This is a genomic window from Labrys sp. HAY1-8F (assembly GCF_056754975.1).
Window position 1 is genome coordinate 1,900,112 of sequence record NZ_JBPGWZ010000002.1, and the last position, 24,213, is coordinate 1,924,324.

At 63.3% G+C, this 24,213-nt stretch carries 22 protein-coding genes, 1 tRNA gene and 1 riboswitch; of the genes, 16 read left to right on the forward strand and 7 right to left on the reverse strand.

Annotation, left to right across the window (positions count from 1 at the left end; translation table 11 throughout):
* Positions 1-22: 22 nt before the first annotated feature.
* On the forward strand, positions 23-2,215 hold the full coding sequence (locus ACR9ZN_RS17775; RefSeq protein ID WP_481272802.1) for a malate synthase G: 2,193 nt from the start codon (positions 23-25) through the stop codon (positions 2,213-2,215).
* Positions 2,216-2,262: 47 nt separating this feature from the next.
* On the opposite strand, the gene ACR9ZN_RS17780 is transcribed toward ACR9ZN_RS17775, so the two are convergent.
* A complete protein-coding gene (locus tag ACR9ZN_RS17780; protein ID WP_434957792.1) occupies positions 2,263-2,916 on the reverse strand; it encodes a tetratricopeptide repeat protein in 654 nt (217 codons plus the stop codon).
* Between the two features lie 178 nt (positions 2,917-3,094).
* On the reverse strand, positions 3,095-3,850 hold the full coding sequence (locus tag ACR9ZN_RS17785) for a DUF3053 family protein (protein WP_481272803.1): 756 nt from the start codon (positions 3,848-3,850) through the stop codon (positions 3,095-3,097).
* 497 nt (positions 3,851-4,347) lie between these two features.
* On the opposite strand from ACR9ZN_RS17785, the gene ACR9ZN_RS17790 reads away from it, so the two are divergent.
* Together ACR9ZN_RS17790 and ACR9ZN_RS17795 are read left to right on the forward strand one after the other, a co-directional pair.
* The gene (locus ACR9ZN_RS17790) at positions 4,348-5,103 is read left to right on the forward strand and encodes a DUF975 family protein (RefSeq protein ID WP_481272804.1); all 756 of its coding nucleotides are present in this window, start codon (positions 4,348-4,350) and stop codon (positions 5,101-5,103) included.
* Positions 5,104-5,245: 142 nt separating this feature from the next.
* Entirely contained in the window at positions 5,246-6,505 is a 1,260-nt protein-coding gene (locus ACR9ZN_RS17795; protein WP_481272805.1) for a hypothetical protein, read from the forward strand.
* On the opposite strand, the gene ACR9ZN_RS17800 is transcribed toward ACR9ZN_RS17795, so the two are convergent.
* Both ACR9ZN_RS17800 and bluB read right to left on the reverse strand, forming a co-directional pair.
* Entirely contained in the window at positions 6,498-7,133 is a 636-nt protein-coding gene (locus tag ACR9ZN_RS17800; protein ID WP_481272806.1) for a TerB family tellurite resistance protein, read from the reverse strand. The genes ACR9ZN_RS17795 and ACR9ZN_RS17800 overlap by 8 nt on opposite strands.
* Before the next feature lie 72 nt (positions 7,134-7,205).
* Entirely contained in the window at positions 7,206-7,940 is a 735-nt protein-coding gene (bluB, locus tag ACR9ZN_RS17805) for a 5,6-dimethylbenzimidazole synthase (protein WP_481272807.1), read from the reverse strand.
* A 144-nt stretch (positions 7,941-8,084) separates the two neighbouring features.
* A riboswitch (cobalamin riboswitch) is annotated at positions 8,085-8,265 on the reverse strand.
* A 137-nt stretch (positions 8,266-8,402) separates the two neighbouring features.
* On the opposite strand from bluB, the gene ACR9ZN_RS17810 reads away from it, so the two are divergent.
* The 9 genes from ACR9ZN_RS17810 to ACR9ZN_RS17850 all read left to right on the forward strand — a co-directional run bounded on the left by ACR9ZN_RS17810 (position 8,403) and on the right by ACR9ZN_RS17850 (position 17,031).
* Complete coding sequence (locus ACR9ZN_RS17810; protein WP_481272808.1) at positions 8,403-9,023, forward strand: cupin domain-containing protein; 621 nt, start codon at positions 8,403-8,405, stop codon at positions 9,021-9,023.
* A 137-nt stretch (positions 9,024-9,160) separates the two neighbouring features.
* Positions 9,161-10,102 carry an ABC transporter substrate-binding protein gene (locus ACR9ZN_RS17815; protein WP_434957799.1) on the forward strand — a complete coding sequence of 314 codons (942 nt, stop codon included), beginning with the start codon at positions 9,161-9,163 and terminating at the stop codon, positions 10,100-10,102.
* Between the two features lie 86 nt (positions 10,103-10,188).
* Entirely contained in the window at positions 10,189-11,007 is an 819-nt protein-coding gene (locus tag ACR9ZN_RS17820; RefSeq protein WP_454815482.1) for an ATP-binding cassette domain-containing protein, read from the forward strand.
* Positions 11,004-12,011 carry an ABC transporter permease gene (locus ACR9ZN_RS17825; RefSeq protein ID WP_434957801.1) on the forward strand — a complete coding sequence of 336 codons (1,008 nt, stop codon included), beginning with the start codon at positions 11,004-11,006 and terminating at the stop codon, positions 12,009-12,011. The genes ACR9ZN_RS17820 and ACR9ZN_RS17825 overlap by 4 nt, the downstream gene beginning before the upstream one ends.
* Positions 12,012-12,013: 2 nt before the next feature.
* Positions 12,014-13,102, forward strand: a complete 1,089-nt coding sequence (locus ACR9ZN_RS17830; RefSeq protein ID WP_454815484.1) for a phosphotriesterase family protein — start codon at positions 12,014-12,016, stop codon at positions 13,100-13,102.
* 130 nt (positions 13,103-13,232) lie between these two features.
* Complete coding sequence (locus ACR9ZN_RS17835; protein ID WP_481272809.1) at positions 13,233-14,021, forward strand: glutamine amidotransferase; 789 nt, start codon at positions 13,233-13,235, stop codon at positions 14,019-14,021.
* Between the two features lie 3 nt (positions 14,022-14,024).
* A complete protein-coding gene (locus tag ACR9ZN_RS17840; RefSeq protein WP_454815488.1) occupies positions 14,025-14,939 on the forward strand; it encodes a ribokinase in 915 nt (304 codons plus the stop codon).
* The gene (locus ACR9ZN_RS17845; protein WP_434957805.1) at positions 14,936-15,778 is read left to right on the forward strand and encodes a BtpA family protein; all 843 of its coding nucleotides are present in this window, start codon (positions 14,936-14,938) and stop codon (positions 15,776-15,778) included. The genes ACR9ZN_RS17840 and ACR9ZN_RS17845 overlap by 4 nt, the downstream gene beginning before the upstream one ends.
* Complete coding sequence (locus ACR9ZN_RS17850; protein WP_481272810.1) at positions 15,775-17,031, forward strand: Zn-dependent hydrolase; 1,257 nt, start codon at positions 15,775-15,777, stop codon at positions 17,029-17,031. The genes ACR9ZN_RS17845 and ACR9ZN_RS17850 overlap by 4 nt, the downstream gene beginning before the upstream one ends.
* 48 nt (positions 17,032-17,079) lie before the next feature.
* Here the strand turns inward: ACR9ZN_RS17850 and ACR9ZN_RS17855 are convergent, their stop codons facing one another.
* Together ACR9ZN_RS17855 and ACR9ZN_RS17860 are read right to left on the reverse strand one after the other, a co-directional pair.
* Positions 17,080-17,814 carry a hypothetical protein gene (locus tag ACR9ZN_RS17855; RefSeq protein ID WP_434957807.1) on the reverse strand — a complete coding sequence of 245 codons (735 nt, stop codon included), beginning with the start codon at positions 17,812-17,814 and terminating at the stop codon, positions 17,080-17,082.
* A 196-nt stretch (positions 17,815-18,010) separates the two neighbouring features.
* The gene (locus ACR9ZN_RS17860) at positions 18,011-21,037 is read right to left on the reverse strand and encodes a PAS domain-containing protein (RefSeq protein WP_481272811.1); all 3,027 of its coding nucleotides are present in this window, start codon (positions 21,035-21,037) and stop codon (positions 18,011-18,013) included.
* Between the two features lie 183 nt (positions 21,038-21,220).
* Between ACR9ZN_RS17860 and ACR9ZN_RS17865 the strand changes: the two genes are divergently transcribed.
* From ACR9ZN_RS17865 to ACR9ZN_RS17880, 4 genes are all read left to right on the forward strand, one after another.
* Complete coding sequence (locus tag ACR9ZN_RS17865) at positions 21,221-21,601, forward strand: phasin (RefSeq protein ID WP_434957809.1); 381 nt, start codon at positions 21,221-21,223, stop codon at positions 21,599-21,601.
* Positions 21,602-22,172: 571 nt separating this feature from the next.
* Positions 22,173-22,622, forward strand: a complete 450-nt coding sequence (locus ACR9ZN_RS17870; RefSeq protein ID WP_149253972.1) for a phasin — start codon at positions 22,173-22,175, stop codon at positions 22,620-22,622.
* A 130-nt stretch (positions 22,623-22,752) separates the two neighbouring features.
* Positions 22,753-22,829: transfer RNA gene (locus ACR9ZN_RS17875), tRNA-His, on the forward strand.
* A 346-nt stretch (positions 22,830-23,175) separates the two neighbouring features.
* Positions 23,176-23,373, forward strand: a complete 198-nt coding sequence (locus ACR9ZN_RS17880; protein ID WP_481272812.1) for a cupin domain-containing protein — start codon at positions 23,176-23,178, stop codon at positions 23,371-23,373.
* 506 nt (positions 23,374-23,879) lie between these two features.
* On the opposite strand, the gene ACR9ZN_RS17885 is transcribed toward ACR9ZN_RS17880, so the two are convergent.
* Complete coding sequence (locus ACR9ZN_RS17885; protein ID WP_149253971.1) at positions 23,880-24,089, reverse strand: cold-shock protein; 210 nt, start codon at positions 24,087-24,089, stop codon at positions 23,880-23,882.
* Positions 24,090-24,213: the final 124 nt, after the last annotated feature.

Consider the following 24,213-nt stretch of genomic DNA (forward strand, 5'->3'; position numbering starts at 1 on the left):
TGCTGACTGATAAGGGAGCACCATGAACGATACGGCTGAAGCCGGACACTCGGCCACTCGCGTGGCGCGCGGCGATTTGCTTGTCGCGCCCGAGCTTGCATCCTTTCTGGAGCAGGAGGCCCTGCCCGGCACCGCTATAGAGGCGCAGGCCTTCTGGGATGGGTTCTCAGCGCTGGTCCGAGAGTTCGGACCGCGCAACAAGGCGCTCTTGCAGCGGCGCGACGAACTGCAGGCTCAGATCGACGCCTGGCATCTCGCGCGCCACGGCCAGCCACACGACCGCAATGCCTACAAGGCTTTCCTCACCGAGATTGGCTATCTGCTGCCGGAGGGCGACAACTTCACCATCGCGACCGAGAACGTGGATCCCGAGATCGCCACGGTCGCAGGTCCCCAGCTCGTGGTGCCGATCACCAATGCGCGATTCGCGCTGAACGCCGCCAATGCGCGCTGGGGCAGCCTCTATGACAGCCTCTACGGTACCGACGCAGGGGGCGGCCCACCGCCGGCCGGCAGCTATAACCGGGGCCGCGGCGCCCGCGTCGTGGCAAAGGCACGGGTTTTTCTCGACGAGGCCTTCCCACTCGAGGGCACGAGCCATGCGGATGCCCGGCGCTATCATGTCCACAACGGCGCGCTTCTTGTCGACGACATGCCGCTGGTCGAGCCGGAGAAATTCATCGGCTATCGCGGCCATCCGCGCGCGCCCGACGCCGTGCTGCTTCGCAACAACGGATTGCACGTCCAACTGATCTTCAACCGGGCCCACTCGATCGGTAGTCGCGATCAGGCCGGTCTTGCCGACATCCGGCTGGAAAGCGCCATCTCGGCGATCATGGATTGCGAGGATTCGGTTGCCTGCGTCGATGCCGAGGACAAGGTGGTCGCCTACCGCAACTGGCTGGGGCTGATGCGGGGCAACCTGACGGAGACCTTCCGCAAGGACGGTGCCGAGATGACGCGCAAGCTGAACCCAGACCTGACCTTCACGGCACCCAATGGCGGCGAAGTCACGATCAAGGGCCGGGCGCTGATGCTGGTGCGCAATGTCGGCCATCTCATGACCAATCCAGCCATCCTCGACCAGGATGGCGGAGAAGTCTTCGAGGGCCTGATGGATGCGATGGTGACCACGCTGATCGCAATGCATGACCTGAAAAAGTCCGAGGGCCTGCGCAATTCGGTCGCCGGCTCGGTCTATGTCGTCAAGCCCAAGATGCACGGGCCCGACGAGGTCGCCTTCGCCGACGAGGTCTTCGCCCATGTCGAAGCAGTGCTGGCCCTGCCCAAGCACACGGTCAAGCTGGGGGTGATGGACGAAGAACGGCGCACCAGCGTCAACCTGATGGAGTGCATCCGGGCGGCGAAGCATCGCATCGTCTTCATCAATACCGGTTTCCTCGATCGCACCGGGGACGAGATCCATACCTCGATGGAGGCCGGCCCGTTCAGCCGCAAGGACTTCATCAAGCGCAAGGACTGGATCGTCGCCTACGAAAACCAGAACGTCGACATCGGCCTGCAATGCGGCTTTTCGGGCAAGGCCCAGATCGGCAAGGGCATGTGGGCGATGCCGGACCGGATGGCGGCCATGCTGGAAGCCAAGATCGAGCACCCCAAGGCCGGCGCCAATTGCGCCTGGGTACCGAGCCCGACGGCGGCAACGCTCCATGCCCTGCATTACCACAAGATCAACGTCTTCGCGGTGCAGGCCGCGCTGGCGAAAGGCGGCAGGCGCGCCTATGTCGAGACGATCCTCGAAATTCCGGTCGCAAGCTACCAGAAGTGGCTGCCCGAGCAGATCCGCCGTGAGGTCGAGAACAATGCGCAGGGCATCCTCGGCTATGTCGTGCGTTGGATCGATCAGGGCATCGGGTGTTCGAAGGTGCCGGATATCAACGATGTCGGGCTGATGGAGGATCGCGCGACCTGCCGCATCTCGGCGCAGCATGTCGCCAACTGGCTTCACCACGGCATCGTCGATGAGGACGAGGTCAGGCAGATCATGCGTCGCATGGCGGAGGTCGTGGATCGCCAGAACGCCGGCGATCCCCACTACCGTGCGATGGCTCCCGCTTTCGACGGGGTGGCATTCCGTGCGGCATGCGATCTGGTCTTCGAGGGCCGCTCGCAGCCGTCGGGCTATACCGAGCCGCTGCTTCATGCGCGCCGGCGCGAATTCAAGGCAGCCCAGGCGCTTAGTTCTGCTGGGTGAAAGAAGCATCCTTACCCTCTTCTCCCGAGGAGGGTAAGGAAGGCTGGTTATCCCAGCTCGGACAGGGTCTGCCTGGCCTCCACATGCTCGGGGTCGAGCTCGACCAGCCTCTCGAAGATCTTCCGGGCTTCCTCGCTCTTGCCGAGGGCGCGTGCCGAACGGCCAAGGCCGACAAGGGCCTCCGGCGAGGAGGGCCTCAAGGCCACGGCCTGCTGGTAATGGGCAGCGGCCGGCTCGGCCCGTTCATTGTGCAAGAGGAGATCGCCAAGGCCGATATGGGCTTCGGCATGGTTCGGTTCGAGCTTCAGGCAGGCAAGATAGGCCTGCAGCGCCTCGTCGCCTCGCTCGAGAGAGGCAAGCAGATTGCCGTAATTATAATGGGTGTCGGCCGCCTTGGGATCGAGCTTCAAGGACGAACGGAAGCAATATTCCGCACGCGAGGCATTGCCGAGGCCACGATTGGCGAGGCCCAGGCGCATCTGTGCGTCGGCGCTGCCGGGATTGATCTCGACCGCCCGGCGGAGCACCTTCTCGGCCTCGTCATGGACGCCGCGCTGCAGCAAGAGCGTGCCAAGCAGGTTCAGGGCGTTGAAATCCCCGGCGCGACTGGCCAGGATCTCGCGATAGCCGGCCTCGGCGGCATCGAGCCGGCCTTCGCGATGATGCTCGACGGCTTTCTTCAACTTTGCTTCGGCGGCCATGCTGCGGTGTCCGGGTGGTGCGGGAGGGATTGCCGGACCTTGTGGCGGATCGGGCTGCAAAGGTCAATCCAGACCCGCACCTAAGCGTTTTGCGATTTGGTAGATTCACCGAGAATCGCAAAAGCACAGCGAAACAAGGGCTTAGAGCAAATGGACGTCCACACTCGAGGCGTTTTGCTCAGAGGGCGTCGAATGCTTTGTTCAATGCGTCCTGCCTGGCATAGAGATCCTTCAGGATGCCCTGCATCTGCGCCAGGATCGCCGGATCGTCGGTGAGCAGACCGTTGCCTTGTACCTGGATCTTGCTCTGGTTCTGCCGCACGAAGGCGACGAGCTTCTTCATCTGGTCGGTCACCCCCGTCCATTGCGGCTCCAGATTTGCCCAGTCGCGACCGCGCTTGGACACAATACGATCATAGGCCTTGTCGTAGACGGCCTTCAAATCATCCGGCAACTGCAACCGGGCCCTGGCCGTATCCGCCGTGTCGACCAAAATCTTGGTTTCCCTGGCCCGTCGCAGGAAGCTTTCACTGAACTTGTCGAGCAAAGTCGGATCGGCAATCAACTCCGGCGCGCCGGGCATGCGCATGGCCTTGTTGGCGTTGCGCCCCACGCCCGTGCGCTGGTTCATGCCATCAAAGAACGCCTGCATGATCTTGAAGCTGTCCGCGTAAGGGCCGAAGGCCTCCTCCTGGCGGGGCGTCATGACCGGAAATGTCGTCTCATCCTTGTTATCGATCAAGCGGGTCTGCAAAAACTCCATATAGGCCTTGCGCTGCTCAGGCTCCTTGCTGAAGCAAGCCGCCAGAAACAGGCATAGCCCGATGGACAGCCACAACGGCGATTTGCGAAGCATGGTTTTCACGTGACCCTTGATTGGAAATGAGTGGATAGGGCTATGGAACAGCCGCCCTTGTTTTGGCAATAGGCTCATCCGCCGAAATTACCTTCCAATAATGTTGGGAATTTCTTCGATAACTGTCCTTACGGAATCACTCCAATGATTCCGTACAATGACGCTCCTGACGTGCGTCTTCTGCCAGATCAGAGCACAGAACATTGTCATTCTCGCGAGAATAACCCTACGTCTTGGCGAGCCATGCCCCCGCTTGGTCGATATGGGGGAGTAGTCGACTACTCCTTGTCCACGACACCTGGATGTAACGTACGGGACTCTGTTTCTCCATCGGAGCCGCTAGGATAGCTTGCGCCAGGGCCCCCAGGCTGCCGAAATGCATACTCACTTCTATTGAATTGTGCTGGCGCCTTGCTCGTATAGGCTGGCGCGAGTGCGCTCCGGAATTGATCATGAGCAAAGGAACTCTCATGTCCGTCGTCTCGCCGTCATCCGACCAGCCAGGAAGCAAGCCTCTAGGCATCGGACAGATCATCGCCGATGCCTTCAGCGTCAGCCTGAGGAATTATGGCTGGGTGTTCCTGCTCCAGCTCGCGGTGTTCGCCATTTTCTTCGGCTTGCTCGGCTCGTTTTTCTGGGCGGCATTAAGCGGTGACCGGTTGGCGGCCCAATTGGCGATCCAAAGGAATATCGCCTTATTCTACCTGCTGCTCCTGGCGGCGGGCTTCCTGTCGCTCGCCTTCTATTGCGCGATGATCCGCTTGCTTCATGATCGTTACGCCGATCCCGCCAAACCTTTCATGGCAGCCTGCTTGGCCGGCGCCAGGAGATTCCTGCCCGTCTTCGGTTTATTGCTGATCTATATTCTTGCCTACATCGCGTTCTACCTCATCGCGGCTTTGATCAGCCTTGTGTTCCTTGGCATTGGTGCTCCGCCCGGCTTCCTCATCGTCGCTGCGTTGATCATCGGCATTCTTGGTCTCTTCCTGGTCTTTCCCTACCTTCTTTCCTTCGTCATCTGCATCAACGAGGATGTGGGGCCAATCCGCGCGCTCCGCCGCAGCCGCTATCTCAGCGCCGGATACCGCTGGCCTCTTTTCGGCATGATGCTCCTCACCTGGGTGATCTGGCTCGCTTATCTCGTGGTCGTGAATGTCCTGGCTCGCATATTCGGTCCCGGCGGCGGCATCGCGGCTTTGATCATGATGCTGCTGATTTTGCCCCTGATGTATGCGTGGCTGATCGGGGTCTATTCGATCGCGGCCTATCGCCTGCGCCTGCTCAAGGACGGAATCGATTTGACCGGCTCCGTCGCGAATGTGTTCGATTGAGACCTCGCGCCTAGAAAAGTTCCCTCCTCTTAGACTCGGGCCGCGAAGCCGTTGCGGCGCTCGCGGCCTCTGCTTATCCAACGATCTTTCGGGCGGGCGGCATCCGATTCCCGGTATGCGCCCTGCCGATCCGGGAATGACGATGCGCTATTTGCTAACATGGGCCGCGGCCGTCACGATGACTGTGGTGTTCTCCTTCGCACCGGCCAGGGCCGACAGCCCGGCCTCGGCCCTGTTCCAGAGCTATCTCGGCCAGGGGCGTATCAGCGAAGCGGACGAACAGATGCTGGCCCTCGTCACCAAGGCCAGCGGCAATGCCGACGCCAGGCTCGGCCTCGGCATGGTGCGCACGGCGCGGGCGCTCGAACATTTGTCGCAGGCCCTCTACAAATATGGCTTCGCCACGGAAATGCCGGCGATGCGGGTGCTCGGCCTCTCGGGCACCGTCTTCAGCACCAATCCCGATCCGCAGCCCATCACCTATAAGGACTTTCGCGGCATCCTCGCCACGTTCCTGGCCGATCTCGAAAAGGCCGACCAGACCCTGGCTGAGGTCGGCGACAGCCCCGCCAAGCTGACGGTCGATCTTTCCGTCACCCGCTTCGACTGGAACGGCGACGGCATCATCGACGAGCGCGACCATATCGGAGCAGCCATTTCCGACATCGACGATGCCGGCAAGCCCAAGCCCTTCATCGTCGCCTTCGACACGGCCGACGCCAAATGGCTGCGCGGCTACTGCAATTTCCTGATGGCCCTGACCAAGACTTTGTTGTCGCACGACATGTCGCGCAGTTGGGACGCGGGCTTCGGCAGCCTGTTTCCACATGCCGTCAGCGGCCTTGCCAAGGCCAATGGCGGCGATGGTGGCGACGGATTGGGCATGACCCTGTTCGGCACGAGCAAGCGTGACACCGACGCCATCGCCGATCTGATCAGCCTGGTGCATACGATCGACTGGCCGGTGGCCGACAAGGCGATGTGGCTGGAGGTGCGCGACCATATCAAGACGGTAATCCGGCTCAACCGTGAGACCTGGGCGCTGATCGGCAAGGAGACCGACGACGATCACGAATGGCTGCCCGGCCCGCGGCAGAAGAGTGGCGTCCTGCCCTCCCTCGAAGTAACGCAGGAGCGTATCGACTCATGGCTTGCGCTGCTCGGCCAGGTCGAGCAGGTGCTGGACGGCAAGTTGCTGATGCCGCATTGGCGTTTCACCAAGGGCGTCAATCTCGCCAGGGTCTTCGAGCAGCCCGGCAATTTCGACCTGGTGCTGTGGATCACCGGCCCAGGCGCGTTGCCTTTCCTCGACAATGGCAAGGTGATGGATGCAGAGGCCTGGGGCCAGGCGACCAGTATCTTCGGCGGCGACGTCGCGAGCTACGCCTTCTATTTCAATTGAGCGGGCGCCCGGCCGCGGCATCCGGCGCAAGCAGGCGTCTCTTCAGGCGAACGATCGCCTCGCGCTGCAAATCGCTGGCCTCGCCATAGGCATTGGCGACCTCGCCCAGCATATCGATAAGCTGTTGGCGCTCCGGCAGGGACAGGCGCGCCCGCAGAAGGGGCGCCAATTCCTCGGCGACCGGCGTGAACACCCGGCCGCGGTCCGTCAATTGCAAGGCCTGCTCATAGACATGCTCGCGATCGCCGATCCCGAGTGGATCGGCCATAAGAGCGAGGATCGTGTCCCGCTCGGCCCGGGTCAGCAAGCCATTGGTGCGGACAAGCTGGATCATCAGGACGACGGCCGCGAGCCTCGGATCATCGATGGTCTTGAGAGAGGCGCGCTCGAGCGCCTGCGGCCGAACCGTGTCGGCACCCCGGTCGAGCGGAAGGGGGACAACTTTCGGCACGGTCTCGAGGCGGCGGCCCGCCGCCGGCTTGCGGGCCTTGCCGCGCAACAGCCAGAACAGACCGACGAGGGCGGCCACGAATGCCCCGATCAGGATCGCCCTCGGCCCCTCCAGCAAGACCAGGCTGGTAATCAGCAGTGCGATAATCCAGATCGCATTCTTACGCAGGAAATCCATCGGCCATGCCACCCGATCGAGACGGCGCGCATCTGCGCCGGCCACCCCAAAGCGTCTTTGCGCTTTGCTCTATCAACCAGCATCCCCCATAGCCGTCCGCATGGCGGCGAGCAAGGGATGGTCGGGCCGCTGGCCGTCCCAGGCGTCGAAGCTCAGCACGGCCTCCGGCGGCAGGCGCTGGCGCCAGCCCTTCACTTCCAGCTCCGGCCGGGCATAGGCTTCGTGCACATAACCAAGGCACAGATAGGCGACCGGAATTACGCGCTCGGGAATGCCCAGTGCCGCACGCAGACGCACGGGATCGACGATGCTGACCCAACCGACCCCAACGCCCTCGGCCCGTGCCGCCAGCCAGATGTTCTGCACCGCGCAGACGGTGGAGTAGCGGTCCATGGCCATGTCATGGGTGCGGCCGAGCACCACGGGGCCGGCGCGGTCTGGATCGCAGGTGATGCACAGATTGACCGGGGAATCGAGGATGCCGGCAAGCTTCAGCGAGCGGTATTGCGCCTGCTTCTGCGGCGGAAACATCGCCACCGCTTCCGCATTGGCCTCCTCGAAGAGGGCCTGCACCTTGCCCCGGGTCTCAGGGCATCGCAGCACCAGGAAACTCCAGGGCTGCATGAAGCCGACCGACGGCGCATGATGCCCGGCCACGAGGATGCGCGCGAGGACATCGTCCGGAACGGGCTGCGGACTGAATTGGCTGCGGACGTCCCGCCTGGTGAAGATGGCGCGATAGACGGCGTCGCGTTCGGCCGGTGAAAACGGCCCGGAGGGCGCAAGCGCTCCCGTGGATGGGTCCATCGTCATTCCCTAGAGCAAAGCGCGTTCAAGCATGAACGCTTGTTTGCTCTAGCTCCCCTTTTTCGACGCGTCTTTGCGATTCTTGGTGTTTCCAAGAAGTCACAAAACGCTTTTGCGATGGCAATCGCCGCGCCGTCCGCGCACGCCGATCTATCGCCTCCGGCCGGTCTTCTGACTTGGGATCCACCCATCCGGACGCCTTCCCCGCAGAGCGAGTGGCCTGAAACCTGCCCGGATAGTCTCCCTTACAGCGTTGGGCACGTCGCGGCTTCAAACCGCGTTCCCGATTCTCCCGCAAGCGGGCACCGAAGGTCTTGCGGATGTAGCATGGGAGGTGCCGGCTGCCCAGCCGTTTGGGACGCTGATGCCGAGCGGCCGGCGGCGAAGTGGACAGGGTGCAGGCTTGTGGCCTAGAATCGTCGGCTAGGCTTTCGGGCAATGAAGCATCCTGGCAATCGCGCAATGAACAAGATCGACCTCAAACGACGCGCCGGCGATCACCCAGATCCCCTGGAACAGGCCAATCCCGTGCGGCTCGGCACCCGCCTTCGCCTGGCCCGGCAGACAAGGGGGCTGACGCTGAAGGCCCTGGCGACGGCCGCGGACTGTTCGGAAAGCCTGCTGTCCAAGATCGAGAACGGCAAGGCCTCCCCCTCCCTGCCCATGCTGCATCGCCTCGTGGAGGTCCTCGGCACCAATATCGGCTGGATGTTCGAGGAATCGGATAGCGAAGAGGGTATCGTCTTTCGCGCCGGCTCGCGCCCCCTGATCTCGCTGGACCCGCTGCGCCGGGGCGAGGGCATCTCGCTGGAACGGGTGATCCCCTATTCGCCCGGTCATCTCCTCCAATGCAACATCCACCACATCGAGGCCGGCGGCGAGAGCGCCGGGCCGATCCAGCACCAGGGCGAGGAAGTCGGCTATGTGCTGACCGGAACCGTGGAGCTGATGGTCGGTGAGCGTACCTTCAGGCTCTCTGCCGGCGATACCTTCGTGTTCAAGTCGGAATTGCCTCATTGGTACCGCAACACCGGAACGGAGCGCGCGAGCATCTTCTGGGTCAACACGCCTGCCACCTTCTAACGCCTCACGCCGTCGGCGTTTCAAGAATCCCCGAGACCGCCATTCAAGTAACTTGACATGAATTCAAGTCTCTTGAATGATGCTGATGTCAGAACTGAGAATGAGCCCGGCACGGGCCATCCATGAAGGGAACTGAAATGCGGCTTTCAAAATATCTCGCCGGCTGCTCGGCAGCGGCAGCCCTGGCGCTGTCCCTCGGATCGGTGTCCGCTTTGGCCGACACCTTCGCCCTGGTCACCATCAACCAGCAGGCCCTGTTCTTCAACCAGATCAACGAAGGCGCTGAGGCCGCCGCCAAGGCGGCCGGCGCCAAGCTCGTCATCTTCAACGCCAACAATGTTCCGAGCGCCCAGAACGATGCGATCGAGAACTACATCACCCAGAAAGTCGACGGCATCATCCTGATCGCCATCGACGTCAACGGCGTGAAGCCCGCCATCACCTCCGCCAAGAAGGCCGGCATCCCCGTCATCGCCATCGATGCCCAGATCCCCGACGGCGACAATGTCTCCTTCGTCGGCGTGGACAATCTCAAGGCCGGCGAGGACATCGGCAAGTTCTACGCCGACTACGTCAAGTCCAAGCTGGATGGCACCGCCAAGATCGGCGTGGTCGGCGCCCTCAATTCCTACATCCAGAACCAGCGGCTGGATGGCTTCAAGAAGGCAGTGACGGCCAGCGGCCTCAAGGTCACCTTCCTCGACACCGTCGACGGCCAGAACGTGCAGGACGTGGCGCTGAGCGCGGCCGAGAACCTGATGACGGCCAATCCCGACATGACCACGCTCTATGCCACCGGCGAACCGGCCCTTCTCGGCACCGTGTCCGCCGTGACCAGCCAGGGGCGCACCGAAGGCGTCAAGGTCTTCGGCTGGGACCTGACCAAGCAGGCCATCGAAGGCATCGACCAGGGCTGGGTCACCGGCGTGATCCAGCAGGATCCGGCCGGCGAGGGCAAGGCCGCGGTGGAAGCCCTGGCCAAGCTCAAGAAGGGCGAGAAGGTCGAGCCGATCATCAACGTTCCCGTGACGATCGTCACCAAGGAGAACGTCGACAAGTTCCGGGGCATGTTCAAGTAACGGGCTGACAGGCCCCCACGCATAGTTGGGCCCAAGCCCGCTGCTCTTCGAGCCGCGGGCGGGGCATCTCATTGCCAGGCGGAACCATGATGGACAGTGGCGAACCCTACCGCGTCAAGATGACCGGTATCTCCAAGCGATACAACACGATCCAGACCCTGGACGACGTATCGCTGATGCTCAGGCCCGGCGAGGTGCTGGGACTGGTCGGCGACAATGGCGCCGGTAAATCGACCCTGAGCAAGGTGCTTTCGGGCGCCGTGATCCCCGACACCGGCACGATCGAGATCGACGGCAAGGTGCAGTCCTTCGCCTCCCCTGCCGATGCCCGCGCGGCACGGGTGGAGATGGTCTATCAGGACCTGTCGCTGTGCGACAGCGTCGATGTCGCCGGCAATCTCTTCCTCGGCCGCGAGCCCAGGCACCGCATCCTCGGCGTTCCCTTCCTCGACCAGCGCCGCATGCACGACCAGGCCCGCGACATGCTCGACAAGCTCGGCATCGTCATCGCCGATACCAGGCTGAAGGTCGAGAACCTCTCCGGTGGCCAGCGCCAGTCGATCGCCATCGGCCGCGCCGCTTCCTTCAATCCCTCCGTGCTGATCATGGACGAGCCCACGGCCGCCCTGGCCGTCGCCGAAGTCGAGGCGGTGCTCGAACTGATCCGCACCGTCAGCGCCCGCGGCGTCAGCGTCATCCTGATCACCCACCGCCTGCAGGACCTCTTCCTCGTCTGCGACCGCATCCAGGTGATGTATGAGGGTCGCAACGTCGCCGAGCGCCGGATCGAGGACACCAATATCGAAGAGGTGGTCAACCTCATCGTCGGCCGCAAATTCAACGCCCGCTCCGCCGGCGCCGCCCAAAAGAACGGCTCTCCCCAGGACAACGGAGCCCGCGCATGACGGCCTCATCCACCACGCCCGCCCATCGCCCCCGCGTCCACAAGGCGCGCTGGCGCGACAAGGCGATGGCGAATGGCAGCATCATTTCGATCGCCCTGTTCTTCATCTTCGTCTGCCTGGTCTTCTCGATCTGGACCGACGCCTTCCTCACCACCCCCAACCTGCTCAACATCGTGCGCCAGTCGGCACCGCTGCTGATCGTGGCGGCCGCAATGACCTTCGTGATCACGACCGGCGGCATCGATCTTTCGGTCGGCTCGGTGCTGGCGCTCGCGGCGACTCTGTCGGCGGCCTCGCTGCAGGCCGGGATTCCCTGGCCCCTCGTCATCGTGCTGATGCTGGCAATGGGCGGCGTGATCGGCGCCATACAGGGCTTCTTCATCGCCTATGAACGCATTCCCGCCTTCATCGTCACCCTGGCGGGCCTGTCGGTGATCCGAGGCCTCGCTCTCCTGATCACCGCCGGCTATTCGATCCCGGTCGAGGCTCAGAGCCCCTTCACCGCGATCGGGCGCGCCTGGTTCCTCGGCGTGCCCGTGCCCGCCCTGATCGCCCTCGTGGTGCTGGTGATCGCCTTCCTCGTCTTCAACCGGACGCCCTTCGGCCGCTATGTCACCGGCGTCGGCGCCAATGCCGAGGCTGTCCGGCGCGCCGGCATCAATACCCGCTTCGTGGTGCTGTGCGTCTATATCCTCTCCAGCATGGCGGCCGCCGCGGCCGGCGTCATCCTGGCGGCGCGCCTTGGCTCCGGCTCCTCCAATGCCGGCCAGGGTTTCGAGCTCGACGTCATCGCCGCGGTGGTCCTGGGCGGCACCAGCCTGTTCGGCGGGCGCGGCACCGTTGTCGGCACGGTGCTGGGTGCCCTGACGGTGGCGGTCATCGCCAACGGCCTGGTGCTGGCGCATATGTCACCCTTCCTGACTCCTATCGTCACCGGCTCGATCATCCTGATCGCCATCTGGCTCAATTTCCGCCTGTTCAAGGGCGCGATGAGGAGCCATTGAGCATGGATCACCTGTTCCAGCCCCGTCCCGCCGAACGCAAGCCGATCGGCATCCGATCCGGCACCGCCATGACCGTGCTCGGCCCGGTGCCGGTGGACGACCTCGGCATCACCCTGATGCACGAGCACATCCTGCTCGATGGCGCCCGCACCTGGAAATGCCCCTGCCATCCGGACGAGAAAGCGATCGCCGAGCAGGCGGTGAATATCGAGATCATCGGCGAGTTGCGGATGAACCCCTATATGAATCGCGACAATGTCTCGCTCGACGACAGTGACCTCGCTTTGTCCGAGCTCAAGCGCTTCCAGGCGCTCGGCGGCCATACGGTGATCGAGGCCACCAATATCGGCATCGGCCGGGCACCCGAGAAGCTGGCACGCATCTCCCGCGCTTCCGGCATGAAGATCATCATGGGTACCGGCTTCTATCTGGAGCCGACCCATCCGGACTGGCTGAAGGCGATGGATGTCGACGCGGTGACGCAGTTCATCGTCAACGATGTCGGCGGCGGGCAAGAGCAGCCGCAGATCATGGCGGGGATCATCGGTGAGGTCGGCGTCAGCAAGGATTTCACGGCGGAGGAGGAAAAGTCGCTGCGCGCCTCGGCGCGCGCAGCCGGGATAACCGGCCTGCCGCTCTCCATCCATCTGCCGGGCTGGGAGCGTCTCGGTCATCGCGTGCTCGACATTGTCGAGGCCGAGGGCGCCGATCCCAGGCATACCGTGCTCTGCCACATGAATCCGAGCCATGCCGACCTGCCCTATCAGCGGGCCCTGGCCGAACGCGGCGCCTTCCTCGAATACGACATGATCGGCATGGACTATTATTTTGCCGACCAGGACGCCCAGTCCCCTTCCGACGAGCAGAACGCCACCGCGATCCGCGCGCTGGTCGACATGGGCTTCACCGACCGCCTGCTGCTGTCGCAGGACGTCTTCCTGAAGATCATGCTCACCCGCTATGGCGGCTTCGGCTACGGCTTCATCCTCAAGCATTTCGTGCCCCGCCTCCTGCGCCACGGCGTGGAGCAGGCCGCGATCGACCGCGTGCTCGTCGACAATCCCAAATCCGTGTTCTCCGCCGCGGTGTGAGCCCACGACCCCTTTTCCTGGAGCAAAGCGCTTTTTATCGAAAACGCACTTTTGCTCTAACTCTTTGTTCGAACGCGTCTTTGCGATTCTTGGTGATCCCACCAAATCGCAAAACGCTATAGGAGTGACCATGTCCAAGAAGAAGATCCTGCTCGCCGGCGAATCCTGGGTCTCGACCTCGACCCATATCAAGGGCTTCGACCAGTTCCCGACCGCCACCTATCACACCGGCGCGGACGAGCTTCTCGCCGCCCTGAAGGACGGCGCCTTCGACGTGACCTTCATGCCTGCGCATGAGGCCCAGCGCCATTTCCCGCAGACGATCGAGGCGCTTTGCGCCTATGACGCCGTCGTGCTATCCGACATCGGCGCAAACACGCTGCTGCTCCATCCCGATACCTGGATCCACTCCAAGCCCACCCCGAACCGCCTGCGCCTTCTGCGTGACTATGTGCAGAACGGCGGCGGCCTGTTGATGTTCGGCGGCTATTTCAGCTTCCAGGGCATCAATGGCGGCGCGCGCTACCGCAAGACGCCGGTGGAGGACGTGCTGCCGGTCGAATGCCTTGCTTTCGACGACCGCGTGGAAGTGCCCGAGGGCTACGCCCCCGTCGTCACCGGCGCGGCCGATCATCCGATCCTGCAGGGTCTCAGCACGGAATGGCCCGTCCTGCTCGGCTACAACGAGGTGACGCTCAAGCCGGGCGCCGAGGTGCTCGCCACGGTCTCGTCCGACTATGGTTCCCAGCCGCTGCTGGTGACCGGCACCTACGGCAAGGGCCGCACCGTGGCCTGGACGTCCGATGTCGGCCCGCATTGGCTGCCGCCGGGCTTCATCGCCTGGGACGGCTACAAGAAACTGTTCGAGCAGATGCTGGCTTGGGCGACCGAGAAGAATCGGGCGACCACGAAGGGCTGAACCATGGCAGTGCATGTCGTCGGCAATGTCTGTGTCGACACGACCTTCCGGCTGGAGCGTTTCCCGGTTCCCGGCGAAACGCTCAATGCCTCCGGTCACGCCGACGGCATCGGCGGCAAGGGCGCCAACCAGGCCATTGCCGCCTCCCGCACAGGCGCGGACGTGACGCTGTGGGCGGCTGTTGGCGACGACCTGGCGGGAGGTTGGATCACCGATCGTCTCACCGCGGAAAGTCTCGCCGGCCGCCTCACCGCCAAGCCCCTGCCCACGGATCGCTCGGCGGTGCTGGTGGAAACCGGCGGCGAGAACATCATCGTCACCGGAAGCCTGTGTGCCGAAGCCTTTGATCCCGACGCGGAAACGGATATCGCCGAGCGGATTGCGCCCGGCGATATCGTGGTGATGCAGGGCAACCTGTCGCCAAGGGCCACTGCAGCCTGCCTCGACCTGGCCATACATCGCGGCGCCCGCACGGTTCTCAATCCCAGCCCTCTCCCCGCCGAAACAGGCCCGGCACTGCCGTCGGCCGATATCGTCATCGTCAATGAGGGGGAAGCCCAGGCGCTGACCCGCTGCGACGATCCCGAGCAGGCCGCCGCTGAACTCCTCCGCCAGAAAGCCGGCATCGTCCTCGTCACCCTCGGCCCCCGCGGCTGCCTCATTGCCGAGGGCAGGACCGGAAGCATTCGCCGCCTGCCGGCCCCGGCGGTCACCGCTATCGATACCAGCGGCGCGGGCGATGTCTTCTGCGGCATCTTCGCCGGCGGCATCGATCTCGGCATGGCGCCCGTCGAGGCGACCAGCCTCGCCATTGCCGCCGCTGCCATCGCGGTTGGCCGCAGCGGCACATCGGAGTCCTGCCCCAGCCGGGCGGAGATCCGCGACCTCATCAGGAAATTGGAAACGGAAAAGCCATGACACCCTCCTCCAAACCCATCGGCCAGGCTGCCGGCGATGCGCTGACCAGCCTCTATGGCAGAACCAAGGTCGTCATCGGCGTGGTGCATCTCGCCCCGCTTCCCGGCTCCCCGCGCTATCAGGGCGAAGCGATCGAAGCCATCTATCAGCGCGGCCTCGACGATGCGAAAGCCTATCTGCATGGCGGCTGCGAGGGCGTGATCGTCGAGAATCATGGCGACATCCCCTTCGCCAAGCCCGACGACATCGGCCCCGAGACATCGGCCTATATGTCGGTGATCTCCGACCGCATCCGGCGCGAACTCGGACGCCCCATCGGCATCAACGTGCTGGCCAATGCCGCCATCCCCGCCCTTTCCATCGCCAGCGCCGCCGGCGCGGGCTTCATTCGAGTCAACCAATGGGCCAACGCCTACGTCGCCAATGAAGGCTTCGTCGAGGGCGAGGCTGCCCGCGCCATGCGCTTCCGGGCCAAATTGCGCGCCAACGGCATCCGCATCTTCGCCGACGCCCATGTGAAGCACGGCTCTCACGCCATCGTCGCCGACCGACCGGTGGAGGAACTGGTGAAGGATCTCGTCTTCTTCGACGCCGATGCCATCATCGCCACCGGCCAGCGTACCGGCCATGCCGCGGATCTTGGCTATATCCGCATGATCAAGGAGGCAGCCGGCCTGCCGACCCTCGTCGGCAGTGGCGTTACCCCGGACAATGCCAACGACATCCTCTCGATCGTCGACGGCGTGATCATCGCCAGCGCCCTCAAGCATGACGGCGTATGGTGGAACCCGGTCGACCCCGCCCGTGTGACCGCTTTCATCGCCGGGCTGGCCCGATGACATCTCCGGCTATCAATGCCGAACGATTGCAGCAGCGTCTCGAGGCCTTCGCCCGCATCGGTGCCACGCCGGCGGGCGGCGTCAACCGCCAAGCCCTCAGCCCGGAGGATCGCGCCGCGCGGCGCCTGCTGGCCGAACTGGCCCAGGCCCGAGGCTTCGGGGTCTTCCAGGACGCCATGGCCAATCTCTTCATCCGCCGCGGCGGGCGTGACGACAGCCTGCCGCCTTTGCTGATCGGCAGCCATCTCGACAGTCAGCCCACCGGCGGGCGCTATGACGGAGCGCTCGGCACACTGTCGGCCTTCGAGGCACTCGAAGCATTGGAGGATGCAGGCCTGCAGACGCCGGGTCCCGTCGAGGCAGTCGCCTGGACCAATGAGGAAGGCAGCCGCTTCGCACCCGGCGTGATGGGATCGATGGCCTTTGCCGGCGCTGCGGATCCGGCGCAATGGCAGTTCCTGACCGGGAGCGACGGCGCCTCCTTCTCGGGCGAGTTGGCCGCGACGCTTGCATCCCTGCCTGAAGCGGCCCTGCGCCCCCTCGGCCCCCCCCTGTCGGGCTATATCGAGCTGCATATCGAGCAGGGCCCCTCGCTCGAAAAGGAAGGTCTCGCCATCGGCGTGGTCACGGGCGTCCAGGGCACGCGCTGGCTCAAGGTCACCGTCACCGGCGAGGCCGGCCATGCCGGCACCACGCCGCTACCTTATCGCCGCGACCCGATGGTGGCGGCCGTCGGCATGATGCATCAACTCCAGACCAGCGTGATGCCCTCCGATGCCGATGCGAGGTTGACGGTCGGGCGGATCGCCACCATCCCGGGATCGGTCAACGCCATACCCAAGGCCGTGACCTTCAGCCTCGACCTGCGTCATCCCTCGGCTGTCCGGCTCGAAGCCATCGAGGGCGAGGTGCGGGCCATCTGCCGCGTCGAGGGTGAGAAACAGGGCTGCTCGGTCGAGATCGCCACCGCCTTCGACATGCCGCCCGGTGTCTTCGCGCCAGAGATGATCGACACCATCGAGGCAACGGCCAACCGTTTGTGCCTGCCCAGCAAGAGGATGGTCTCGGGCGCCTTTCACGACGCGCTGTTCCTTGCCCGCGTGGCGCCGACGGCAATGATCTTCGTACCCTGCCGAGACGGCATCAGCCATAACGAGGCCGAGCATGTCGAGCCTGCGAGCATAAGGGACGGTGCTCGGCTGCTGCTCGAAGCGACGATCGCGGTGGCGCATGGATCGGCAAGGACGGCGTGAAGAAACCTGGTCGGGAAAGAGCACGCTATATGAATAGGACAGGCTGCTCTATTTGATGAATTGGCCCTGCCAGTCTTTGGGACGCCAGTCGGGCTCATCGACCCAGAGCTTGAACGTCAGGGGCTTGTCCGTATCGCCGTTGACGGCAAGGCGGCGGGCATCGCGCAGGGCGATGGCTTCATCGTAAAGTGCCATGTCGCTATCCATAAAGCGGACTTCGACGACATAGTGAGGCGGGGCATCGGCCGGCCGTTGCGCGGTGAGGGCTGCGGGCTCCATCATCCCCGGTCGCACATCGCTATGATTGACCAGGGCAATGGCGACCACGAGGCCGGCTTCATTGCACGGCACCCATTCGCCGAGCTTCTCCTGCGTCTTGTTGGGACCGTTTTTGCCGAAATTCTCCGCCGCAATGGCGGCATTGTAATTGAGGCGCTTCCAACCCGCCTTGTCGAACCTCGCAGCGATCTCCTGCGCCAGAGCCATCATTTGATCGAACGACAGTGGTTCACGCGGCAATGTCGCGGCAAAATTCGTCAGAAAGCCAGCCGTCTGCCCGAAAAAGACGTCACGTCCGGCCGGCAAGGAGACCGCACAATCGCCTTTCTCATAGCGCAGGATATAGCCATCAGGCTCGGCCGGCCGATCGGCGAAGGCATGGAGAAACATAAATCCCATATCGGGTAATTCGGCCCCGGCTTGCCCGAGATGGGGCTTGGGATCGATGGTCGGATTGGCGGCGAAGAACTGGCCAGCCGCCTGACCCAATTGGGCGGTGACCATGATGATTGGCCTCGCGGCTCCAGGCTCTACAGAGGCCGCTTCTTGGGCGAAAGCTCGGGCGCCGGCAAGGAGCTGAAAAGTCAAGACAGGCACGACGAAGGCCACCGTCAGAAACGCCCGGCAAGAAGTTTTCGTCGTGGGCAAGGAACCCATACCGACTCGCTCCTCCAAACTCACCAATTTCGGCTGGAGCCCCCTACTCCGCCAACACCCGCGTCGAGGGGAAGGTCACTTCCACCAGCGTTCCCGAATTCTTGGTGGACTGGATGGTGAAGCTCGCCCTGTTGGCTTCCACCAACGCCTTGGTCAGGGGCAAGCCAAGACCCGTGCCGCCCAGGGTGGTCGAGGCGACCTGGCGGAAGGGTTCCATGGCGATGGTGAGCTCGCGTTCGGTCATGCCGACGCCGGTATCGCGCACGCGCAGCACGGCTTCGCCACGCTCCGACAGTGTGGTGGAGATGATCGCCTGGCCGCCCGCCTGGGTGAACTTGATCGAGTTGGACAGCAAATTGAGCACGATCTGGCGGATGCTGCGCCCATCGGCCACGACATTGGGCAAGTTCCCGGCCAGCGCCATGCGGATGATGATGCGGTCGCGGCTGGCCTGGGGCTGCATCAGGCTGACCGACTGCTGCACCACCTCGTTGAGATTGACGCTGGAAAAGCTGAGGTCGAGCTTGCCGGCCTCGATCTTGGAGAGATCGAGCAGATCGTTGACCAGGCTGATGACGTGCTCGCCGGAGGTGTGGATGTCGCGGGCATAGGAGCGGTAGCGCTCGTTGCCCATTGGACCGAAACGCTCCTCCATCATCACCTCGGCAAAGCCGATGATGGCGTTGAGCGGTGTGCGCACCTCATGCGAGATCTTGGCAAGGAAGTCCGATTTCTGCGAAGAGGCTTCCTCGGCCTGACGTTTGGCGGCCGTCAGCTCGCTTTCGGCCTTCTTGAAGCTGGTGACGTCGCGCAGTACGGCGCAAAAGCGCTTGGCCTCCTCGCCCGTCTTCTCGCTCCCGAGCCGGCCGATAGTCATGAACAGCGGCACGGCGCCACCCTGGCGCACGCGGCCGATCACCTCGCGGCCGTCGTTGAGCAGGCTCGCCACGCCGTTGGAGCGTAGGCTGTCGAGATAGTCGAAGGCCGCGCGATGGCTCTCCGGCGCGAACAGCAGCAGGAGGTCCTTGCCGATGATCTCGCGCTGCTCATAGCCGAACAATGCCTCGGCGCTGCGGTTGATGCTGACGATGCGTCCTTGCTCGTCGAGAATCACCACGCCGTCGGTCGCCGTGTCGAGCACCGCTTGAAGTTCGTCGGCACGGCGTTCGGCCGCATGCAGCTTGTCGGCACCGACCTCGCCGACCGGACGGCGAACGGAAATGAGTAGAGCGCTCTCCCCATCCCAATGCGTGGTCTGCACGCGGCCGTCGACGGCGATGGTCTCGCCCGAAGCGGTTTTCAGGAGCACGCCGGGATTGGTATCCTCGCCCGTGGCGATGGGTCCGCTGCCGGCAAAGACATGGTCGAGGCCGCCGGCCTGGCGGATCGCCTCGACATCGGGATAGCCCAGCAGTTCGAGCATGGTCCGATTGGCAAATTGCAGTTCCTCGCCGCGCGCGATGAAGATACCGATCGGAAGCCGGTCGATCAGGGCGACCGGCACCTTGTCGAGACGCCCAAGCTTGATCGGGCGCGCCACCGGCTCTGGCTCGCCTGCGGGCAGCGTTTCGGGCGAGACTGCCTCCGGTTCGGAAGCGGCGTCCTCCAGCCAGCGAATCTCGTCGGCGCTCAGGGCCGGCGCAACGGCGGGGTCGGCGGGCTTGGGGTCGGGCTGCCCCGGGGCTATCGCGGCGCCGGGCTTTTCGAGGCGCGTTTCCGGTTCCGCGCGAGCGACCGGTTGCTCCAGACCAGCCTGATCGGGTTCAGCGGCCGGGCGCGCTTCCTGCTTCGCCGGTTCGACCCGACGTTCACCCTCGATACGCGCCCCCAAGGCCTTGGCAATCTCGTGGAAAGCGGTCCGTTCCGTCGCCGTCAAGCTGTGCCGCTCCGGCCCGGACCGTTCGGATATATGTTTTTCAGATACAGGCCGCTCGGGTGCGTGTTTTTCTTGGGTCACCTTGCTCGGCAAGCGTACCACATTGCTGTCGGCATTCCGCGGGGGCGTACGAACCGACAATGGTTCAGGAGCGGGTGCCGGTTCCTGCCCATCCGCCGGGTCGGCATCCTGCCAGACGATCGCGGCTTTCGCCGGCGGCACTTCAGCCTCGATCGGGGTGGATAGCGCCCGCGGCATACCGGCAATGCCGAAGCCACGGAAACCGGCGAACTGACCTTCGCCCTGGAATTGCGGCGAAGCGCTCAGGCTGATCGGCGTTTCCTGTCGGGTGGCAGCATCGGGCCAGAGCACGGACAGCCCGGTCCAGGTCCGGCGCCCGGCAAGGGCCGAGACGATGGCCGTGCTGTCGCGCAGACCATGCGCCGCTGCGATATCGGCGAAGCGCCGACCGGTCCAGTCGGCGGCCCGCTGGCCCAGGGCCTGCGCCAGTTCGGCCGATACGGAGACGAAACGTCCCTCGGCATCGGTCTGGAAGACGAAGCGAAGAGGTTTGGTGCGAGCGATGGGCAACGGCTCGGCGGACTTGTTCTGCGCGGGCTCCACGGGCGAGGACAGCGGAGCGTCCGGCCTTGCCGGCTCGCTGCGCTCGCCTTCGGCTTCGACCCAGCGCCAGGCGCCGTTCTGTTCGAAGGGTTTGGCCGCAGCCGACTCACCGGACGGAATTGCCTCCGTTCCTGCGGCCGGTAAGGGCGGCAGCGTATCCGTCACCGAGGGCGGAGCCCAGCTCTGCTGCCGCCGTCCGCGCGGCAGATCGAGCGATTGCACGAGCAGTCCCAGAAACCCTTCCGGACCGTCGAAGGATCGGCAGGCACAGGACAGGGTGTCGAGCGCGCCCATACCGGGCAGGCGCAGGCGATCGAGCCGCATGGCCCCTGGCCTCGGGAGTTTGCGGGCGATGGCCGCGATCTGCGGCGAGAGCGAAACCAGGGCGGAACTCGATTGCTGACGCAGGATGTCCGCCGGCGCCAGGCCCAGGCTCTGGGCTGCGGCGCGGTTGGCCCAGGCAAGCGCACGCCCGTCCAGATGCCAGACGAAGGCTGGGCGCGGGTCGTCCATCAGCGCCTGCAGGCGCTGATCGGCCATCAAAGCCGTCCGCAACATCGCCTCGATCATGCCGTTTTCCAAGAACCTGCCGAAATGACTAACAAAGTATGAATACAGATGGAAAACAAAAGGGTAAATCGCCGGCCCGCCGTCATCCCCCGCTGATCTCAGGCATGGTTAAAACGCCAAGCCTGCGCTATCGTCACCTGCACCGTCACCGGCCTGGGGGCGGGGGCAACGGAGGATACGCCAATGACAACCAAGCCGCCGAACTTCGAAATTCCGTCCGAGATGCGCGACATGGCGGAAAAGAGCGTCGATCAGGCCAAGAAGGCATTCGACGGTTTCATGGGCGCGGCCTACAAGGCAGCCGGTACCCTCGAAGGCACCAGCGATGCAATCCAGACCGGCGGCAAGGATATCGGCCGCAAGGCCCTGACCTATGCCGAACAGAACGTGGCGGCTGCTCTGGACTTCGCCTCGAACCTCGTCAAGGCCAGGGACCCTCAACAGGTACTGCAACTGCAGAGCGACTTCATCAAGGCGCAGCTCCAGGCTTTCGGCGAGCAGGCCAAGGATATTGGTGCCACGGCCAGCAAGGTGGCTTCGGACGTCGCCAAGCCGAAGAAATAGAGATTATCAAGACAGCCGGGCCGGGATTGCCCTGACGGGCAGCCCCGGCAGTGCCGCATTCCTATCTCAACTGGCGCGGGTGCGAGGTAATATATTGCTTGGGACCCGCACGCTAATAATTCCAAATAACTGAACTATTCTTGGCGACCCTGCAAAAAGACAGCCCTGTCTTGCAATCACGGCATATCTCTTCGTCGCGGTGATACGCAATACTTTCCGCGGCGTAACGTTGCACCTCTCCTCTATGGCGGCAAAGCGCTAATTCGGCCACCAATTGTCATAAAAGTGGCAATTGCAGCGCAATATCGGGTAAAAACCCGTCAATCACCCCTGATCTGACCAAGCGAAAAATTCACCAATAGGCATAATTTTGGGCATGAATCGCCCAAAAATTGCGCTTTGATCTGACGATTGTGCACTGCAACAAAGTTATTGCATCGCACAAAGGCATTTGATATAGATTGCGGCAGGTGAGGTCGCCGCTCGTTGCAGCACGTCATGCCGACGCTTCCTCAAAGTCGTTTCGTTAAGTCCACTAATCCAATTTCACCCTTATCCCAAGGAGCGTTCTATGGTTGCCGCCAAGAACAAGACTGAAACTGAGCTGGCCTTCGAAAATCTCTCCAAGCTGGAAATCCCTGCTTCCGTCCGTGACTTCGCCGAGAAGGGCGCCGCCCAGGCCAAGGACACCTATGCCAAGATCAAGGTTGCTGCCGAGGAAGCCTCCAGTGCTTTCGAAGGCGCTTACAGCACCGCTTCCAAGGGCGCTTCGACCCTCGGCCTGAAGGTTCTGGAGTCGGCTCGCACCAACACCAACGCTTCCTTCGATCATGCCATCGCCCTGTTCGGCGTGAAGACCTTCTCCGACGTGATCGAGCTCAACACCGCTTTCCTGCGCAAGCAGGCTGAAGCCGTCTCCGCTCAGACCAAGGAATTCGGCGAGCTCGCCCAGAAGGTTGCCAACGAGGCGATCGCTCCGGTCAAGGCTCAGGTCGAGAAGACCTTCAAGAGCGTCGCCTGATTTTTCAGCACGTACAGCTCTTTCGAGGCCCGGACATGGTCCGGGCCTTTTCTTTGAGTGGGACGGATTAAAAAATCCCGCGCCCCACACTTGAAATAGCGGATCGATCCCGCTAAACGCATGCCCAGATGCAGTTGTAGCTCAGTTGGTTAGAGCGTCGGATTGTGGCTCCGGAGGTCGGTGGTTCGAGACCACCCAACTGTACCATCGCAAGGCTTGATGCCGTGGTGGTGCTTGCGATGTGACCGTCGAGAAACTTCGCCGGTTTGACGTCATTTAAATCAGGTCAAGTCGAGTTCACGCGGATCATGCTGCGCGTCTTGCCTCGACAGCCCGGCAAAACTCAATCTCACTCATGCGACCGATGAAGCTTCCCACACCAGCGCGACAATAGAGCATTCGATGGCTATTTTGCGCGGATAGACTCGTTTCTATCACCATAACAGCCATATCCGGCCTGGAAGGAATCACGACCAAAGCAGGCTCGATATCCCTGCTGGCCCGCGACGAAACTTCTTTCACCGGTACCCGCCACTCTCATCATCAGGCACAGTTGATCTATGCGGCGAGCGGCGGCGTCTCCGACACCACCGATCGCCGCGGCACCTGGGTTGTGCTGCCGAACAGCGCCGTGTGGGTGCCTGCCCATGTCGGCATGCGGCTGTCGCGCGAGTTCCGTGTCGTGGAAATCTCACCATTCGTGCGTGAATCGATTCTCAGGCTCGACGGCGGCAGGGCCTGCTCGTGCTGATTTTGCCGGGCGCCTTTCGGCGTTGCTCGTCGAGGAGCTGGTCTTCTTACCCACGAACCGCTCGGCCCGCCCTTGCCGCGGGCAGCGCAGTTCGGCCAACTCAGCGGAAGACAGTCTCCTGTCAGTACCTCAGCCCCCGACGGCGACCAGGGCGATCACGCTGGCGAGCCCAAGCAACCTGCCGAGTAAGAAGGGACTTAGGAGGTCCGCCTAGTCGGCGAACGCTGGTCGCGTCGGAAGTTGCCGGGGTCGGAAGTCGCTGGAGTCGTCACAGATTGTTCTCGGCTTTGGACGTCGATGGCTCAGCCGCCCCGGCGCTGCGCCGGGATCACCCATTCGAACCGTCGGGACGGCATCGGAGAACAACCTTTGTCGAGAACACGCCAGCCGTTCTGGCAGAGCCCTCAGGCAATAAAAAAACGCCCCCGGCCATCGCCGGAGGCGTCGAACGAGCGTTCGCCCGTCTTGAATTGAATCAGACGCGTCCTGCGACGCGCCCGCAGGGCTTAGGCAGCCTGGAGGCGATCAGCCGACATCTTGCCGGAACGACGATCCTCGACCAGCTCATAGCTGACCTTCTGGCCTTCCTGCAGATCACGCAGGCCGGCGCGCTCCACGGCGCTGATGTGAACGAATACATCCTTCGAGCCGTCATCCGGCTGAATGAAGCCATAACCCTTCTGGGAGTTGAACCACTTAACGGTACCTGTGCTCATGACGAACCTTTCCTATGGGCACGATCGAACTTCCTGCAACCGACCGGCGGCACGAAGCTCCATGGGTCGAAATTGGTAGGAAGGTCATCAGCGAGCGTGGTCGCAAAACCACACAGCCAAAACG